This window comes from Ruegeria sp. I3 (assembly GCF_056532525.1).
The window spans coordinates 113,738-130,332 of the sequence record NZ_JBQFNI010000002.1 but is presented as its reverse complement, the minus strand read 5'-3'; the positions used below and the strand labels follow the sequence as shown (position 1 = coordinate 130,332).

Annotated in this window: 22 protein-coding genes and 1 tRNA gene; 9 read left to right on the top strand and 14 right to left on the bottom strand. The window is 56.9% G+C overall.

Translation table 11 applies throughout. The annotated features are described in order from the left end of the window. Positions 1-59: 59 nt before the first annotated feature. A tRNA-His gene (locus ACR0L9_RS04980) sits at positions 60-136 on the bottom strand. A gap of 47 nt (positions 137-183) precedes the next feature. Next, on the bottom strand, positions 184-666 hold the full coding sequence (locus ACR0L9_RS04975; protein ID WP_170403306.1) for a GNAT family N-acetyltransferase: 483 nt from the start codon (positions 664-666) through the stop codon (positions 184-186). Between the two features lie 78 nt (positions 667-744). On the opposite strand from ACR0L9_RS04975, the gene ACR0L9_RS04970 reads away from it, so the two are divergent. Continuing rightward, positions 745-933, top strand: coding sequence for a DUF6324 family protein (locus ACR0L9_RS04970; RefSeq protein WP_170396325.1), 189 nt, complete (start codon positions 745-747; stop codon positions 931-933). On the opposite strand, the gene ACR0L9_RS04965 is transcribed toward ACR0L9_RS04970, so the two are convergent. Next, positions 930-1,361, bottom strand: a complete 432-nt coding sequence (locus tag ACR0L9_RS04965) for an MmcB family DNA repair protein (RefSeq protein WP_480752738.1) — start codon at positions 1,359-1,361, stop codon at positions 930-932. The genes ACR0L9_RS04970 and ACR0L9_RS04965 overlap by 4 nt on opposite strands. A gap of 105 nt (positions 1,362-1,466) precedes the next feature. On the opposite strand from ACR0L9_RS04965, the gene ACR0L9_RS04960 reads away from it, so the two are divergent. Together ACR0L9_RS04960 and ACR0L9_RS04955 are read left to right on the top strand one after the other, a co-directional pair. Further along, positions 1,467-1,787 carry an ArsR/SmtB family transcription factor gene (locus ACR0L9_RS04960; protein WP_480895058.1) on the top strand — a complete coding sequence of 107 codons (321 nt, stop codon included), beginning with the start codon at positions 1,467-1,469 and terminating at the stop codon, positions 1,785-1,787. Beyond that, on the top strand, positions 1,784-2,209 hold the full coding sequence (locus ACR0L9_RS04955; protein WP_170396319.1) for an SRPBCC family protein: 426 nt from the start codon (positions 1,784-1,786) through the stop codon (positions 2,207-2,209). Before ACR0L9_RS04960 ends, ACR0L9_RS04955 begins: the two co-directional genes overlap by 4 nt. 215 nt (positions 2,210-2,424) lie before the next feature. On the opposite strand, the gene ACR0L9_RS04950 is transcribed toward ACR0L9_RS04955, so the two are convergent. The 4 genes from ACR0L9_RS04950 to ribB are packed head-to-tail and all read right to left on the bottom strand — an operon-like array spanning position 2,425 to position 4,944. Continuing rightward, positions 2,425-2,730, bottom strand: a complete 306-nt coding sequence (locus ACR0L9_RS04950; RefSeq protein ID WP_480895056.1) for a hypothetical protein — start codon at positions 2,728-2,730, stop codon at positions 2,425-2,427. Between the two features lie 59 nt (positions 2,731-2,789). Continuing rightward, entirely contained in the window at positions 2,790-3,272 is a 483-nt protein-coding gene (nusB, locus tag ACR0L9_RS04945; protein WP_170396315.1) for a transcription antitermination factor NusB, read from the bottom strand. Continuing rightward, the gene (locus tag ACR0L9_RS04940; RefSeq protein ID WP_170396313.1) at positions 3,269-3,820 is read right to left on the bottom strand and encodes a 6,7-dimethyl-8-ribityllumazine synthase; all 552 of its coding nucleotides are present in this window, start codon (positions 3,818-3,820) and stop codon (positions 3,269-3,271) included. The genes nusB and ACR0L9_RS04940 overlap by 4 nt, the downstream gene beginning before the upstream one ends. Positions 3,821-3,822: 2 nt before the next feature. Next, positions 3,823-4,944 (bottom strand): 3,4-dihydroxy-2-butanone-4-phosphate synthase, encoded by a 1,122-nt coding sequence (ribB, locus tag ACR0L9_RS04935; RefSeq protein ID WP_480895054.1) that lies wholly within the window; start codon positions 4,942-4,944, stop codon positions 3,823-3,825. A gap of 500 nt (positions 4,945-5,444) precedes the next feature. Between ribB and ACR0L9_RS04930 the strand changes: the two genes are divergently transcribed. Next, a complete protein-coding gene (locus tag ACR0L9_RS04930; protein WP_480895052.1) occupies positions 5,445-6,332 on the top strand; it encodes a phosphatase PAP2 family protein in 888 nt (295 codons plus the stop codon). Between the two features lie 3 nt (positions 6,333-6,335). Here ACR0L9_RS04930 and ACR0L9_RS04925 read toward each other — a convergent pair whose 3' ends face one another. Further along, positions 6,336-6,923: a riboflavin synthase gene (locus tag ACR0L9_RS04925; protein WP_480895050.1), complete on the bottom strand. Its 588-nt coding sequence runs from the start codon at positions 6,921-6,923 to the stop codon at positions 6,336-6,338. Positions 6,924-7,064: 141 nt separating this feature from the next. Between ACR0L9_RS04925 and ACR0L9_RS04920 the strand changes: the two genes are divergently transcribed. From ACR0L9_RS04920 to ACR0L9_RS04910, 3 genes are all read left to right on the top strand, one after another. Beyond that, positions 7,065-8,363: a capsule biosynthesis protein gene (locus ACR0L9_RS04920; protein WP_480895048.1), complete on the top strand. Its 1,299-nt coding sequence runs from the start codon at positions 7,065-7,067 to the stop codon at positions 8,361-8,363. 80 nt (positions 8,364-8,443) lie between these two features. Beyond that, a complete protein-coding gene (locus ACR0L9_RS04915) occupies positions 8,444-9,577 on the top strand; it encodes a polysaccharide biosynthesis/export family protein (protein WP_170663731.1) in 1,134 nt (377 codons plus the stop codon). 3 nt (positions 9,578-9,580) lie between these two features. After that, positions 9,581-11,578 (top strand): capsular polysaccharide biosynthesis protein, encoded by a 1,998-nt coding sequence (locus ACR0L9_RS04910; RefSeq protein WP_480895046.1) that lies wholly within the window; start codon positions 9,581-9,583, stop codon positions 11,576-11,578. Between the two features lie 3 nt (positions 11,579-11,581). On the opposite strand, the gene ribD is transcribed toward ACR0L9_RS04910, so the two are convergent. The 6 genes from ribD to ACR0L9_RS04880 all read right to left on the bottom strand — a co-directional run bounded on the left by ribD (position 11,582) and on the right by ACR0L9_RS04880 (position 15,134). Continuing rightward, a complete protein-coding gene (gene ribD / locus ACR0L9_RS04905; protein ID WP_480759046.1) occupies positions 11,582-12,682 on the bottom strand; it encodes a bifunctional diaminohydroxyphosphoribosylaminopyrimidine deaminase/5-amino-6-(5-phosphoribosylamino)uracil reductase RibD in 1,101 nt (366 codons plus the stop codon). Then, a complete protein-coding gene (gene nrdR, locus ACR0L9_RS04900; RefSeq protein WP_039534475.1) occupies positions 12,679-13,149 on the bottom strand; it encodes a transcriptional regulator NrdR in 471 nt (156 codons plus the stop codon). Before nrdR ends, ribD begins: the two co-directional genes overlap by 4 nt. 119 nt (positions 13,150-13,268) lie before the next feature. Continuing rightward, positions 13,269-13,679 (bottom strand): secondary thiamine-phosphate synthase enzyme YjbQ, encoded by a 411-nt coding sequence (locus tag ACR0L9_RS04895; RefSeq protein ID WP_480895044.1) that lies wholly within the window; start codon positions 13,677-13,679, stop codon positions 13,269-13,271. A gap of 6 nt (positions 13,680-13,685) precedes the next feature. After that, positions 13,686-14,087 carry a hypothetical protein gene (locus ACR0L9_RS04890; protein WP_255612048.1) on the bottom strand — a complete coding sequence of 134 codons (402 nt, stop codon included), beginning with the start codon at positions 14,085-14,087 and terminating at the stop codon, positions 13,686-13,688. A 77-nt stretch (positions 14,088-14,164) separates the two neighbouring features. Then, positions 14,165-14,719, bottom strand: coding sequence for a DUF4166 domain-containing protein (locus ACR0L9_RS04885; RefSeq protein ID WP_480895042.1), 555 nt, complete (start codon positions 14,717-14,719; stop codon positions 14,165-14,167). After that, on the bottom strand, positions 14,709-15,134 hold the full coding sequence (locus tag ACR0L9_RS04880; protein ID WP_170396296.1) for a DCC1-like thiol-disulfide oxidoreductase family protein: 426 nt from the start codon (positions 15,132-15,134) through the stop codon (positions 14,709-14,711). The genes ACR0L9_RS04885 and ACR0L9_RS04880 overlap by 11 nt, the downstream gene beginning before the upstream one ends. Before the next feature lie 68 nt (positions 15,135-15,202). Here ACR0L9_RS04880 and ACR0L9_RS04875 point away from each other — a divergent pair, with 68 nt between their 5' ends. Both ACR0L9_RS04875 and ACR0L9_RS04870 read left to right on the top strand, forming a co-directional pair. Continuing rightward, on the top strand, positions 15,203-15,325 hold the full coding sequence (locus ACR0L9_RS04875; RefSeq protein WP_255612047.1) for a hypothetical protein: 123 nt from the start codon (positions 15,203-15,205) through the stop codon (positions 15,323-15,325). A gap of 148 nt (positions 15,326-15,473) precedes the next feature. Continuing rightward, on the top strand, positions 15,474-16,487 hold the full coding sequence (locus ACR0L9_RS04870) for a helix-turn-helix domain-containing protein (RefSeq protein WP_480895040.1): 1,014 nt from the start codon (positions 15,474-15,476) through the stop codon (positions 16,485-16,487). The last annotated feature ends 108 nt before the right edge of the window (positions 16,488-16,595 follow it).

The following is a 16,595-nucleotide window of genomic DNA, read 5'->3' as shown; positions in this document are numbered from 1 at the left end:
CAAGTACCGGGTATACAGAAAGACCTGCAACCGGCAAACCGTTCTTGGGTTTTGGGAGATGGTACCGCCTCCCTGGCTTGAACAGGGGACCTCTGGATCCACAATCCAGCGCTCTAACCAACTGAGCTAAGGCGGCACTTGTGAGGGGCGATTTAGCGAAGGCGTACGGGGATTGCAAGGGGATTAAAGCTGAATTCGCCAGCTTTGTTCGACCAGATCGACACCGAAGGAATGCACCGGCTTGCTGTCGACAAGCTCCCACCCAAACGCACGATACAGCCCGCAAGCGGCGGCGTGACTCTCATGGGTCCACAGCACCATCTGGCGATATCCTGCGTCGCGGGCGAAACCCATGCAGGCGGTCAGTAGCCGCTTGCCCAGCCCCTGTCCACGAGCCTCGGGCAGCAGCAGAAACAACCGCAGCTTGGCGGTTTGATCATCCAGCCTGACACAGAAAATACTACCCAAACGATCCCCGTCGCACTCGGCGATCCAGCCTTGTTCACAAGTTGGATCATGATCCGCGATGAATTCCGTCAGAATGCGGGCAACCAGCGGGCCGAAACTGTCATCAAACCCCTCGTCGCGGGAATAAAGCACTCCATGCTGTTCTACCAGCCACGGCGCATCCTCGGCGCGGAAAGGTCTGAGCGTTGCCGTCTCCATGCCCTATCTGAACCCATAGTCGGCTTGATTCTCAACCCATCGCGCGTTAGCACCAAAGCGCATTTCCCGGAGGCGAACATGAGCATCAATACCGAACGCGATATCGAAGCGAACCTGCAGATCGGCCCCACCGATCATGGTATGGTGCGGCTGTTCATTGAAGGTGCCGGTATTGAGATTCCAATGGATTTCGACCCCGAAGAGGCCGAAGAAATCGCCGAGGAAATCCGCGCCGCAGCCCAAGCCGCGCGCGCCATCAAAAGCTAAACCCTGGGGTCGCGCAAGGCCTGCAACCGACGTGCAGAATCCATCGCGAATTTCTGAACCATCTTTTTGCGCCGCGCCGGGGCCAGCTTGCTTTCTGGCCCCATACGGATGATTTCGGCATCATAGGCATCAGCGATGATCAAGCCTGTTTCCGCAGGTAGAAGCTCGGTCGGGAAATCCGTATCAACCGCCCAAAAGAATCGGTCACACCAGTCAAGATAGCCCTGCCATTTGGAATCCGACTGATAATCGGCACGGCTGGATTTACACTCGACCACCCATATCTCACCCTTAGGGCCCAGCCCCATCACATCGACACGCAACCCTCGGGTGGGGACAAATTCTTCAATCGAAACATAGCCGTGGGTCAACAAGTGACGCGAAACACCACGGGCCAGCTTCTGTCCAGGCTGCATAGTTAGTGTCATTCCGAGAATGTGAACAATTCATGAACAAAAATCAAGCAGCTTGACATAGTACCATTTGGTATCGCAATAATATGAAACCAAATGGTATCCAATAAGAGGTGCCCGATGAATACACAGACCCAAAACGCATTTCGCGCCCTGGCGGACCCGACCCGCCGCGACATCGTTCAGATGCTGGCAGCACAGGATATGACGATCGCTCAACTAACCGAACGTTTCGACATGAGCCGCGCGGCCGTCAAAAAGCATCTGACCGTTTTGTCCGACGGAGGATTGATCACGGTCGAAGCTCGTGGACGCGAACGCATCAATCGCCTTGAACCCAAAGGAATGGCTCCGGTTCTGGACTGGCTCAGCTACTTCGACCGGTTCTGGGATGATCGCCTCGCAAATCTGAAGAAAGCTATCGAAGGGAATAAGAAATGACAGACGCAGTTTTGCAGAAAACAATCTTTCTCCGCGCTACGCCAGAAATCGTTTGGGACTATTTGACTGATCCCGACCGGTTGGCCGAGTGGTTTCACAAACCCGAACGTCCCCTGGCCGCTGGACAAAAGCTTGAGATGTTCGGGACGACCAGCGGCGACCTTCTGATTTGGGGTGAAGTGCGTGAAGCGAGACGTCCAGAGTATCTTGAATATACATTCACCATTAAACCGATGGGCGGCGCCGAAAGTGTGGTCAAGTGGACGCTGGAACCCGTCGCCGGCGGCACACGCCTTGGACTGCTGCACGAGGGCTTACCTCAAGGGGCTGACGCCTTTGGCCTGATCCTTTCGCTGGATGACGGATGGGATGAACATTTCGGCAAGATGCGCACCGCATTGCACGAAACTGTTGATGCTTAACCCCTTGTGCGAACCTGCTTCAGGCCCTACTTAGGCCCGTGGCGGGTTCTGCCCTTCTTGTGACAGGTAGCATTCTGGTGGCCTTAAGCAATTCCGAGGGGGCTGGCTCTGTTCAGGTCCTGGCCTGATTACCTGGCGCCCACCTGTACATACAGGTCCTCGGGAATCAAACCGCACGGTTGACTGGTGGTCCCGCCACATATTTACCTAATAAATCAGCGCCCTACGCGCACTTCCTGTTTGATCGGTGCAGGCTTCAAACCATGAGCAATCGGTGTTCCACCACGTGGTTTGTTCGGCTTCTCAGCCATGCTCATGATCGCATAGGCGAACTGCACACCCGCAAAGACGATCCCGTTCATGAACCAGATCATGGCCAACGCGATCAGACCAATTTCCGAACTGGTGATTAGATGCCGTAGATTGGCCACGTTGAGCGCCAGCAGCACCCCGACAAAGACGGCCGAGATCACAAAGCCCCAGATGACTTGCGTAATGTAGAGACGGACCAGTTTGGGCATGGCGAACCTCCTTGCGCTGTGATGGTGAGTCTAGCGCATGCAGGGTCGCGGTAAAGGCGTCAGAACGCCTCGGGCTGGGCTTCGCGCGCCATGTGATCCAACACAGCGTTCACGAATTTTGGCTCTTTGCCTTCCGGGAAGAACGCACGTGCGACATCGACGAATTCGGTGATCACGACCTTTGGCGGCGTGTCGCTCTGGGTCAACTCAGCCCCGGCCGCGCGAAACACAGCGCGCAGGGTCGGATCGATGCGCGCAATGGGCCATTTGGCGACCAATGCACGATCGGTCATCTGGTCGATGGTGGCCTGATAGTTCACGGCGTCATCCACCAACTTACGGAAGACACTAATATCGCCATCCAGCATCTCATCCCCCTCGTAGACCGCGCCAAACCGATGATCCAGAAACTCATTCACAACCTGTTCAGTCGTCTGGCCCGACTGCTCCATCTGGAACAGCGCCTGCACGGCATAAAGCCGGGCGGCGGATTTCATCAGGCGTTTCTGGTTGGCCGGTTTCGGCGCGTCTGTCTGGGTCATGCTGTCGTGGGTCCGTTGCTGTCGCCCGCCACAAGGATGGACTCGGACGGTGGCTTGAAGCCCACGCCCTTTTTGGAAGAGCCCCACTTACGGCTGAGCGCGATCAGATGCAAGGCCGCAGCCGCCGCTCCACCGCCTTTATTCATCTTTTCGGGGTTTGCACGTACCTCGGCCTGTTCGTCGTTTTCGACAGTCAGGATGCCATTGCCGATCAGCAGGCCCTGCAGGCCCATCAACTGGATTGCACGGCTAGAGTCGTTGCAGACGGTTTCATAATGCGTCGTCTCGCCCCGAATGACACAGCCCAACGCGACATAGCCGTCGTAGTTGCACTGGCGGTCGGCCATGGCGATTGTGGTCGGGATTTCCAGCGCACCGGGCACTTCGACCACGTCGCAGGTTCCGCCTGCGGCCTCGATCTCGGCCTTGGCACCAGCGACCATGTTGTCAGCGATGGCACGGTAGAACGGAGCCACCACCAGCAGCAGTTTCACCGGCTTGTCGAAGCTGGGAGTCGGCAGAATGCCATGTTTGTCTTTTTCAGCCATTATCAGTCTTCCTTGAGGATCGAGCGTGTGCCGACGATTGACAGTCCAAACGCGTCGAGCCCCAGATACACGGTTTCAGGCGAGTCTGTCAGCAGCACCAGTTCCTGAATACCCATCTTGGACAGGATCTGCGCACCCAGACCGGTTTGCTTGATCGTGCGCGGGCCTTCGTCGTCTGCGGCATACAGCGAATTTCGCGGCTGACGGAAAAGGCAAACGACGCCGCGCCCCTCTTCGGCGATCTTTTCCATCGCGCGGGGCAGCTCTCGTGACGATTTCGGGCCGAGACCCAGAATATCGGGCGCTTCATGCAGGGCGTGGGTCCGCGTCAGGACTGGTTCGGGTGTAGTGATGTCGCCCTTGATCATGACAACGTGTTCGATACCGTGGGTCTGATCGGTGAAAATCCGCATCTCCCACGCGCCACCATATTCTGATGTCACCATCTCGCGCGAAGTTTCCACAACCAGATTGTCATTGCGTGAGCGATAGGCGATCAGATCACTGATCGTGCCGATCTTCATGTCATGCTCTTTGGCGAAGGCGACCAGATCAGGCAGGCGCGCCATTGTGCCATCGGGCTTCATGATCTCGCAGATCACGCCCGAGGGGTTCAGCCCGGCAAGACGCGAGATATCAACGGCGGCTTCGGTATGCCCTGCACGCACCAATACACCGCCCCTTTTGGCGCGCAGAGGGAAGATATGGCCAGGTGTCGCGATATGCGCCATTGTGTTCTGCTCATTGATTGCCGTCGCCACAGTCAGCGCGCGATCAGCGGCCGATATTCCCGTCGAAACTCCCTCGCGGGCTTCTATCGACACGGTGAAGGCTGTCTCATGACGCGACGAGTTGTTCACCGCCATCATCGGCAGGCCCAGACTGTCGATCCGTTCCGCCGTCATTGGCAGGCAGATCAACCCGCGCCCATGGGTCGCCATGAAATTGATCGCCTCCGCGTCAGCGAACTCAGCCGCGATCACCAGATCACCCTCATTCTCGCGGTCCTCGTGATCCACAAGAATGTACATCCGGCCCTTACGGGCCTCTTCGATGATCTCTTCAATCGGACTGATCGCCTCGCGCAATTGGGCCTCTACCGGTCCGGGGGTTTCAAAACTCATAGGGCAGCCTTTCGCACAACGGGTTTGAATGGCGGGATAGACCAGAGTGGACGCAAAGACCAGACCTCTGAGCCAACTGAGCGTGGGGCGATCTGATATTATTGCAAGTCTTGTTGTGTTGAAATGTTGCGATGGATTGGCTCATGATGTGACCCAAAGTTTTGCTCCAAAACTCAGCGCGTGTGCATCTCTTTTATTGTCTGCAATTCTCGAACGTTCGGATCATTTCTGGGCACTTTGTCTACAAATTGCCTCATTCAGGCCTCGGGATCGCCCAAGCTTTATCTCAGTGAGAATGCAGCATTGCATTGAACGCATGAGATACAATGGCCTTGTTATACTCGACTGATTTACCCCAACAAACTTCCTTTTTTACAGGTGTTCTGCGACGGAATAGGCTGCTTCTTTCTATCGTGGCACTACACGTCGCTGCTGGGTTCGCCGTAAGCTTCTACACTGGAAATTCTTTCTGGGCTTCCACAGCACCAAGAATCCTAAGTGTGTTCACCACGTTGTCGGCATTTATTGCGGCAAACTACTTTTTGTGGCGATTGTCCGTGGCAATTTTCAAGGTCAAGCCCGATAAGCCAATTCACTGGATGCTTTCAGACATGCGCTCGACACTTTCAGATCGGATCAAAACCTCTGATGCGATCGTTGGTTTTCTTAGCATCATGCCCCTGATTGTCACATTTACATATCTTAAAGGCGAAATACCGAACGTTGCCTCCTACTCGTGGGATCCGATTTTTGTCGAGTTAGACAGAGCGCTCCATGGCGGCCAAGATGTATGGACGCTGCTCTGGCCAGTATTGGGATCGCCCTATGTCACCACTGCAATCAATGCGGCATACAATGCATGGTTTGTCTTTATCTATATGGCAGTTTGCCTTGCCTGTATCGACCGCCGAGACCCGGTTCGCAGCACCGTTTTTTTGGTAGCCTTCGCGCTATGCTGGGCAATTGGCGGCAATCTCCTTGCGATGGCATTCGCTTCGGTAGGGCCAGTCTATTACGAAGTGTTCGGATTCGGGGACACATTTACCGAGCAGGTCGCGCTCCTTAATCAATCACATCAAATTAGTCCTGTCTGGGCGCTGGAATGGCATCAACTCTTGCTCGACGGTCATTTCAATAATGGACCCGTTCGTGGTATATCGGCGATGCCCAGCATGCATGTCGGCACCAGCGTATTGCTGGCGTTGTATGGTTTCACCTACTCACGCTGGCTGGGTTGGGCCATGACGGCCTTTACCGCGATCATCATGCTTGGGTCGATCCATCTTGCCTGGCATTATGCGATCGACGGCTATGCTTCGATCATACTTGCGCTTGCCCTGTGGTGGCTGTCCAAGAGGCTGACGGCCAAATTTGGACCTTCCACCTGAAGGTCAGGACATCTCGGCCAGTCGCGCGACGTATCGGGCCAGAGTATCGATCTCAAGGTTCACGCGATCACCAACCGAGACGTCACCCCATGTGGTGACCTCTTTGGTGTGAGGAATGAAGTTGATACCAAAGTCACACCCGTCCACATCATTAACCGTCAGCGATGTGCCGTTCAGTGCAACGGACCCTTTCGGAGCGATAAACCGGGCCAGATTGGCAGGCGCCCGCAATGTCACCCGCGTGCTGTCACCCTCGTCTATCACAGAGACCACCTCTGCCACGCCATCCACGTGGCCCGAGACGATGTGCCCTCCCAATTCATCCCCGACTTTCAAGGCACGTTCCAGATTGACGCGCTTGCCCACCTGCCAACTGTCCAGATTGGTTTTCGAAACCGTCTCAGCGCTGATCTGCACATCATACCAATCATCGCCCAACGCGATGACGGTTAGGCAGACGCCGTCACTTGCGATTGAAGCGCCAATATCAATGCCCGCCGTTTCATAGCTTGTCTTGATCCGTGCCCGCAGGTCTCCCTGCTGGTCCAGTTCGGCAACGGTGCCAATATCGGTGACGATCCCTGTGAACATGTCATTAACCCTCTGAACCTAGCTTCAATAGCCGAGGTAAAGGCACGCAGCTCTACCGGCAAGCCCTGCCTTGCCGTGAAAACGACAAAGAGGCATAATTTTATACAAACGCACCACAAGGCCACTAGACGAGCAGATAGCATGGCACCCTTGACCGCTTGCCCCGACCGGCGTGTGTTCCTGTTTCTGCAGGGACCGCATGGTCCGTTCTTTAACGCGCTTGGTCGGATGCTGCGGGCTGCGGGTGCTCAGGTCTGGCGAGTCGGCTTCAACGCGGGCGATCAGGCTTTCTGGGGCGACAAATCCAGTTACATTCCATATCGCGGAGCGCCAGATGATTGGCCGGAGACCTTAAGCGAATTGCTCGCCCACAATGGTGTGACCGATATCGTGCTCTATGGCGACACCCGGCCCATCCATGCACGGGCAGTTGAGATTGCCAAAGCACGCGGGATCACGGTTCATGTGTTTGAAGAAGGTTACCTGCGCCCATGGTGGGTGACCTATGAACGAAACGGATCGAACGGAAACTCACGCCTGATGGAACTGGATGTGGCGCAGATGCAGACGGCGCTGGAACAGTCCGAAGGGCATGCGCCCCCACCGCCTTCCCATTGGGGGGATATGCGCCAGCACATCTTTTACGGTGCGCTCTATCACTGGTTTGTGCTGTTTCTGAACCGCAGATATCAGAAATTCCGACCACATCGAGAGCTGCCGGTTTCGAAAGAGTTTCGTTTGTACTTCAAACGTCTGAGTCTGATGCCCATTCACAGGCTACAGCGGGGTTGGGCCACAGCACAGGTCAGGTGGAGCGGTTTTCCATACCATCTTGTGCTGTTGCAATTGGGGCATGACAGCTCGGTCCAATATCACTCGGATTTTTCCGGTATGTCCGATTTTCTCGAACAAGTGATCGCCGGATTCGCCAAAGGCGCCCCTGCGCATCACCACCTTGTCATCAAGGAACATCCGCTTGAGAACCACCGCGAACCGCTGCGGCTGCGGGCGCGCCAGCTTGCAGCACAGCACGGCATCACAAACCGAATTCACTATGTGCCCGGTGGTAAGCTGGCCAGGTTGCTAGACGATGCAAAATCCGCCGTGACGGTGAATTCCACGGCAGGCCAGCAGGTTCTGTGGCGTGGCATTCCTTTGCGGATTTTTGGGCAGTCGGTTTATGACAAGCCCGAATTCGTATCTCGGCAATCGATTGAGGCATTCTTTGCCCAGCCAGATGCCCCGGGCGGCAAGGCCTATCGGGCTTATCGCCAATTTCTTCTGGAAACCTGCCAAGTCCCCGGGGGGTTCTATTCTCGCCAAGGGCGTCGTCAATTGCTGCGGCGAGCGGCTGATATGATGCTATCGGCTCAGGACCCCTATCAAGGGTTGCTCTCCGATAAAGAGGCCACAGCGCCACAGTTGCGCGTTGTTGAATGATCGCGGGCAACCTGCTGCTGGATGTTTCGAAGCGATGCGGGTAACCTTCCCAAAACAAAGACGATTGAGGTAAATCGGCAGTGCAGCGCTTTCCTACCCGATGGATCCGGGGGGTTTCCCTTGTGGCGGCCCTTGGCCTGCTGGCAGCATGCCAGCTTCCCAAATCCGGACCGAACAAAAACGAAATTCTAGCCGGGTCGGTCGAAAACGGGGGTAACGCCTTTGTGGTTGAGGTCGACGACCGTGTTGCGCGGGCCACATCGGTGATTCCGCAATACGGGTTTTCGAAATCCTTCCGCAGCGCGCAAAGCGTCGCATCCGATACCGTACGCCCCGGCGATATTCTGAGTCTCAGCATCTGGGAAAATGTCGAGGATGGGTTGCTAAGTTCCGCAGCCGGTGGCGCAACCGTTCTGGATCAGGTGCAGGTCGACAGCGAAGGTTACATATTTGTTCCTTATGCAGGGCGGCTGCGTGCAGCGGGCAATACGCCCGAACAGCTCCGCACGTTGATTTCCTCGAAGCTGGAAGAACAGACTCCGGATCCGCAGGTCCAAGTGTCGCGTACTCCGGGCGATGGGTCGACCGTTTCTCTGACCGGAACTATCGGCGCGCCGGGAATCTATCCGATTGAGCGACCAACTGGCTCGTTGTCGACCATGCTCGCGCAAGCAGGCGGGGTGGCAGTTGCATCCGATATCGCATTGGTCACTGTGATCAGGGGCAAGCAAAGAGGAACCATCTGGTACGACGATCTGTTCCGCAACCCGGAAACCGATATCGCCCTGCGCGGCGGCGATCGCATTCTGGTCGAACAGGACAGCCGCTCATACATCGCGCTGGGCTCGACCGGCGGGCAATCCCGCGTGGCCTTTGAAAGTCAGGACTTATCTGCCCTTGAGGCGCTGGCTCAGGTCGGAGGCCTACAGCCGCTATCTTCAGACCCGACCGGTATTTTTGTTCTGCGTGAGGAACGGCAGGATGTGGCGCGCAATGTCATGGGACGTCCCGAGCTACAGGGTGATCAGCGCATGATCTATTTGCTGAACCTGACCGCGCCCAATGGCCTGTTCATCGCCCGCGATTTCGTGATCCGAGACGATGACACGATATACGTCACCGAGGCCCCATATGCACAGTGGAGCAAATCTGTCTCGCTGATTGCTGGAGGTCTGACGCCATTTGCGAATGTGGCGACGCTTACGGGTAACTGATGAATGCTCTCTGAATCGGAGAACACGGCCGGGGGCGAACGCTCCCGGCTTTTTGTTTACAACGGTGGGTTCCTGTCACAGTCGCGGCTGCGTCGTATATTGTCTCTGGCCGGGTATGACATCCGGCTTGGTCTGCCACAGCCAGACGATCTGGTCGGGGTCTGGGGCAACAGCCCGACAGCCCATCGGGGCATGGGTATCGCGCAGAAACGCGATGTGCCCGTCCTGAGGGTCGAAGACGCGTTCCTGCGGTCTCTGCACCCTGGACGAAGCGGTGAGGCACCCATGGGTCTGTTGTTGGATCGATCGGGTCTGCATTTTGATCCGAGTGTGCCTTCGGATCTGGAAACTCTGTTAGCCACGCATCCGCTGGATGACACCGCCCTGCTGGATCGCGCGCGAGGCGCAATCGCGCGCATCCGAGAGCTGCATCTGAGCAAATACTCGGCCTTTGACCTTGATCTGACGCCTCCCGATCCTGGCTACGTTCTAGTGATCGACCAGACGCAGGGAGATGCTGCCGTCACCGCAAGCAACGGCGACTATGCACGGTTCCGCGAGATGCTGGTAATCGCGCAAGAGGAAAACCCCGGCGCACGCATCCTCATCAAAAGCCACCCCGAAACCACGGCAGGCCACCGCAAGGGATACTTTTCCGATCAGGATCTGAGTCACAGAATATCGATCCTCGACAGCCCGATAAGTCCATGGTCGCTGCTTGAAGGGGCCATCGGGGTTTACACGCTGTCCTCGCAGATGGGATTTGAGGCGATATTGGCCGGGCACAAACCTCGCGTGTTCGGGCAACCATTCTACGCTGGGTGGGGGCTGACGCAAGATGATGCACCCCTGCTCCGTCGCCAACGGAATCTTACGCGGGCGCAGCTTTTTGCAGCTGCGATGATCTTGTATCCGCGTTGGTACGATCCCTACCATGATCGCCTGTGCGAATTGGAATGCGTGCTCGATACGCTTGAGGCGCAAACCCGGGCCTGGCGGCAGGACCACAAAGGCTGGACCGCCTCCGGGATGCGGGTATGGAAACGCCGCCACCTGCAACGCATTTTCGGCCAGCACCATAAGGTGCGTTTCGTGGCCGAGCAGCCAGAGAACACCAAACAACCCCATATGGTCTGGGCCAGCCGAGCCGGTGAGACGCTGAATGCAACCCGGATTGAGGATGGCTTTTTACGATCCCGCGGGTTGGGCGCGGAGCTGGTTCCACCGCTGTCGCTGGTGACCGATGATATCGGCATCTACTACGATCCAACGCATCCCAGCCGCCTGGAAGAATGGATCACCACGCGCGAAACCTTGCGCCCTGATCAGAGGCTCCGCGCCGAGCGGCTGACAGCCCGGCTGCTGACCGAGGGCCTAAGCAAGTACAACATCGGCCACCCCGCCCCGGACCTACCGACGGGGCATCGTATTCTGGTGCCAGGTCAGGTAGAAGATGACGCCTCAATCCGGCTGGGAACAAGCAATAACCGCACCAATCTCGATCTGCTGCGCGCGGCGCGCGAGGCCAATCCCGACGCTGTGTTGATCTATAAACCGCACCCGGATGTCGAAGCAGGTCTGCGCGACGGCAAGATCGAAACCGATCTGGCCGATGTCATCGTAGAAGGCACCGATCCTGCCACCCTGCTTGGACAGGTGGATGAGGTCTGGACTATGACCTCTCTGCTGGGGTTCGAGGCTTTGCTGCGTGGCGTCCGGGTCACCACTCTCGGTGCGCCTTTCTATGCCGGTTGGGGGCTGACGAGTGATCTGGGGGCAGTGCCTGCGCGACGTGGCGCGCGGCCTTCGCTGATGGGATTGGTGCACGCAACGCTGATTGACTACCCCCGCTATCTCGATCCGGTGACGGGACAGACCTGCCCCGTCGAAATCGCGGTCGAACGGCTTGCGCAGGGTACGCCATCCCTTACCGGACCCGTAAATCGCATCTTGTCCAAATTTCAGGGCGCACTGGCGACGCATGCGCATTGGTGGCGCTGAAGGCTAGTGCGTCACGCGCGCCCAGCGATGTAGGATATCGCCGCCTACGACCCGTGTTTCGATCAGATCAAATCGGGGGGCAGTATCCAGAGTATCAAGCCTCAGTGCCCCGATCGCGGACAGACCTTCGGCCCCGATGGTCAGCCCCGCTGTAAAACCGACCAACTCATCGACCAGATCGCCCTTTAGCAAAGATGCAGCCAATGCTGATCCGCCTTCGCAAAAGACACGCGTCAATCCGGCCTGCCCAAGCTGCTGCAACAGATCAGCCGCATCCACGTGATGACCATCCAGCGCACAAGGGATCAGACGGGCATCCAACCCCTCCCATGCGCGCGCACGCTCGGGGTCTGGGTGGGGGCCGTGACAGAGCCAGACAGGGATATCGGACGCGGTTCGCGCAAGTTGCCCCATCAAGGGCAGATCTAGATGGCGCGAGACCACCACGCGCACCGGCTGATGCTGCACGCCCAGATCACGAACTGTCAGCGACGGGTCATCGGCGCGCGCTGTCCCTGCCCCAACCATCACCGCATCGTGGCGCGCACGCATCGCATGCACTGCGCGGCGAGCATTTGGACCTGTGATCCACTGACTGTGCCCGGTTTCCGTAGCAATCCGTCCATCAAAGCTGCTGGCCAGTTTCAAAGTCACAAACGGGCGGCCCTGCTCGGTTTTCAGGAAAAACCCTGCGTGGTCGCGTGCCGCCTGTTCCGCCAGAATACCGGTGGTGACCTCAATCCCGGCCTCGCGCAACATGGCAAACCCTTGCCCAGCGACCCGAGGATCGCTGTCTTCGATCGCCGAAACCACACGGGCAACACCGGCCTCAATCAATGCCTCGGCACAGGGCGGCGTCTTTCCGTAGTGTGAACAGGGTTCAAGCGAGACATAAGCGGTGGCACCTCGCGCGGCCTCACCCGCCTGCGTCAGAGCCATAGGTTCTGCATGCGGACGACCCCCGGGCTGCGTCCAGCCGCGACCAACGATGCGTCCATCGCGCACGACGACACACCCGACGGACGGGTTCGGCCAGCAGGTGCCTTGGCCGCGCCGCCCCAATGATAGGGCCAGCGCCATATATCGCTTATCTGTATCGCTCACTCATCCGTCGAAGGTTGCGGCGGGCGCAACTCGTGGACAAACTCCTCGAAATCATCGGCCGCCTGGAAATTCTTGTACACACTCGCAAAGCGAACATATGCGACCGTATCAATCCGGGCCAGCGCTTCCATTACAATTTCACCGATTTTATTCGAAGGGATATCGGTTTCCCCCATGCTTTCAAGACGGCGCACGATACCGGAGATCATCTGATCAATCCGATCGGGATCAATGGGCCGCTTCTGCATCGAAATACGGATCGAGCGTTCCAGCTTGTCGCGGTCGAAGTCTTCGCGCTTACCGTTGGTTTTGATGACGACCAGATCACGCAGTTGCACGCGTTCATAGGTGGTGAACCGTCCGCCGCAGGCCGGGCAGAACCGTCGTCTACGGATCGCGACGTGATCCTCTGCCGGGCGTGAATCTTTGACCTGAGTATCGATATTTCCGCAAAACGGGCAGCGCATCCGCCGTCTCCTCGTCCCTAGCTGGCCACTTTTTGTAAGCGCTGCGGCTTACTTATCCACAACTATAGGACAGCCTCTAGAGTTTGGGTAGTCGGAATTTTCCACCCCAATATAAAGCGTCACCCAAAATGCGCAGCGACCTTTCTTTCATGCGGCGCGTTGCGGTGTTCAAACAGATATATCCCCTGCCATGTGCCCAGCGCAGGTACCCCATCTGACACCGGTATCGACAGCGAAACAGGCATCATCGCGGCCTTGATATGGGCTGGCATGTCGTCCGGCCCCTCATAGGTGTGGCGCAGATAAGCCATCGACGGATGATCCGATTGCGGCACCAGCCGATCAAAGAATGCGCGCAGATCAGTCTGCACCTCGGGGTCGGCGTTTTCCTGAATAAGCAGCGAACAAGAAGTGTGGCGCACAAAGAGCGTCAGCAAACCGTCCGAAACCGGCCTCAGCCAACTGCGCACAGAGGCGGTAATCTCATAGAGCCCCACGCCCTGTGTCTGGATCGAGAATTCTGTCTGCATCGCAGGTCAATTGATAAACGGACGGACGCCGCACCGTGCATTTGCGCCCTGTACCGACATGCTGTCACCCGGCTGGAACCCGGCTGTGACCGAAAAGCTGCCTTTCTGCGGGACATTGGCGGGTTGTTTCAGTGTGAACTGTACCGCCGTCCGGCGTCCCGTTGTCACGCTGGGGCCGTAGCCGCGCAGAACGTAGATTTGTTGCTGCCACCCAGCACCCAATTTCCGGCGGGCAAAATCAGCAGCGGCGCACCAATATCCATCAGTATCCTGACGTGTCCTTGGAATGACCTCGAAGTCTGTGCCGCTCATCGGTTCTGTTCGATAACCGTTCGGCGCTGCATCGACAACGCCCGCAGAGCTGGTCATAAGCAGTGCTGCAAATGCGCAAAGTATTGTCTGTTTCATCGTGACCATCTTCCTGTTTCCATGTGAAATATAGACTAGTGCGTCGCCATCGTCAGCACAGCGAACTAACGATCATGTCAGCTTGACCCACGTGGTTCGTGAACAGGCTCTAACCATCCCTGATAGCGGATCAGGTGTCCCAATCCCGGTGCTTTCGCCGAAATGTCAAAGCGAAACCTCAATTGTACGTCCTCAGCCTCGGTCGATCCGGAACGTGGCAAAAGAAACCCCGGACACGGAATGCCAAATAAAGCGAGGCGGCGGATCTCAATGGTCAGCCCCTTATCAGTTCTCACCGGCTGCAACCATATTGTCAGCCCGCCGATCTGTTCCCGCACCATGCCACACAGCGGATCAAAAGTGATCCGTGAACGCGTTTTGTGGCCTGCGAAATCCCGTTCCCATTGCCAATATGCGCCGGACTTTCGGATCGTAAGGGTGACCGGCAAATCTTCGCCCGCAGGTGGAAATCGCCCGATGCGAAGTGCCAGAGCGACCAAAACGCCTCGGCCACGCTGAATGCTGCATCGACCAGAGTAGCGACCTTCCCCGCTGTGCAAATCCCTGACCAATCCAGGCACAGCTTCATCTATACCCAGCGCCTGCAGGAATGGATCACGATCAGAATCCATCTTGGGCAAACCGCGATCTGAGAGAAGGATCAGGAACTAGGCACTCATCCCGCCGCCCAAATAGCGCATATCTGTTACGGGCAATCATCCGGTACAGCGGGTTCTTCAGAAACCTCGGCAGGTATCGACACAAGGACAATACCCGCCACGGAACATATAATGCACGCATCGCAGCGGCAAATGCGTCGAGATTTTGGTGCACCTTTCCTTTGACGATCACCAAATTGGTTTCAAATTCGTCTGTCGGCAGGTTCAGGAGAGTATAAAGCTGCTGCCCAAGCGGTGACTGCGCAGTTGCAAATAGAAATTTCTGATCTCGATCATGGCGCAACATGAAGTGAAAAAACCCTGAACACAGCACGCATTCACCGTCGAAGACGATCAAATCTGTATCGATGGAAAGATCATCAGCCACGAGAGATCAAGAAATAACAAAAGGTTCCCCGTGATGCTGTCACGTCGAATGCGCCGCAGCAATGCGACATGACTGACCAGAAGAATGAGAGGGGCGTGCCGGGGAACCCGTTGAAACGGCTTGGTGGACCGCTCGCTCAGGCTCTGACCTTTTCCCCAAAAGGCGCTGACCCGACAACACCGGTCATGTAGCTATTGGCCAAGGCTACGGACATGGCCATTTCTGCCATATCTTTGTGAGTTGCGGTCAATTCCTGGGTATCAGCACCGAGGCTGGCGCATTGCCACGGTTTGCCGCTAGGGTAACGGTATTACAGTAACGCGTTTTTTGGGCTGGGTGATGGACGTCGACATTTCACGCATTCAATTGCTGACACGGACCCTTGAGGATCACGCAAGCGCGACCGTGGTGGAACAGGTCCTGAGTGACTGCGCATTGACCCGCAGCGATATTGAACCGCCTGCCAAAAGGTACAGCGCCCACAAAGAAGCGCTGTTTGTCCGGCACGCCTGCGATGCACTTGGCGATATCAGCTTTGGTGCGCGCGCAGGTCTGGAATACAGTTCTTCTTCCAGTATCACGGCCTATATCAGCAAATACTCTCGTGATCTGAAGCAGGTGATCGAGAATACGGCGCGGTTTCATGGCATCATCGACCCTGCCCTGGCCTTCAGTCTGCGCGTTTCAGGTAACGCCGCCTCGCTTGAGGCCGATTGGAAAGACCCGAGCTTTTCCCGCTATCATCGGCGGACCGAGTTTCTCCTGTTTGGCGCGGTCGCCCGGATGCGGGCGTTGACTCAACTCAATCTGAATCCGATTGAGATGCGGTTTCAACACACGGTAGGGCAACATGAAGCCACATACCAGAAGATTGGAGGTTTCCCGGTGACCTTCGGGGCCGAGCGTCTGGAAATCATCCTGTCGCTGCCCTCGCTGGAAACACCGATCCCAACCTACGATCCAAGCCTGCGCGCGCATCTGGTTGAATATGGCGAACGTTTGCTGGCCGAAAGACAATCCCCAAAACAGAAAACCCGGTCACAGATCGAAGGACTGATCACAGGTGCGATGCCGGGGGGCATTGTTCAGGTGGAAGACGCCGCCTCACAGCTCGGCCTCAGCCCCCGCACGCTGGCCCGCCGTTTGGCAGACGAAGGCACCTCATATCGTGAAGTTGTCGAAGATTTGCGATGTGATCTGGCGCAGACCTTCATCAAGAACGGCATGCATCTATCTGAAATCTCGTACTCATTGGGCTATTCCGATCAGGCCGCGTTTTCCACTGCCTTCAAACGCTGGACAGGTCAGGCCCCGACTGCGTTCCGCAAACGGGTCTCGCATCCACTTTCATGAATCTGAAAAGTAGCCGGGGGTCATCAGCCCCATAGCCTCGCCCCGGCCTGCCCATGAGTGGACAGCGGCGATATAAAGATGACACCGCCGGAAACCTTGTGATATCTC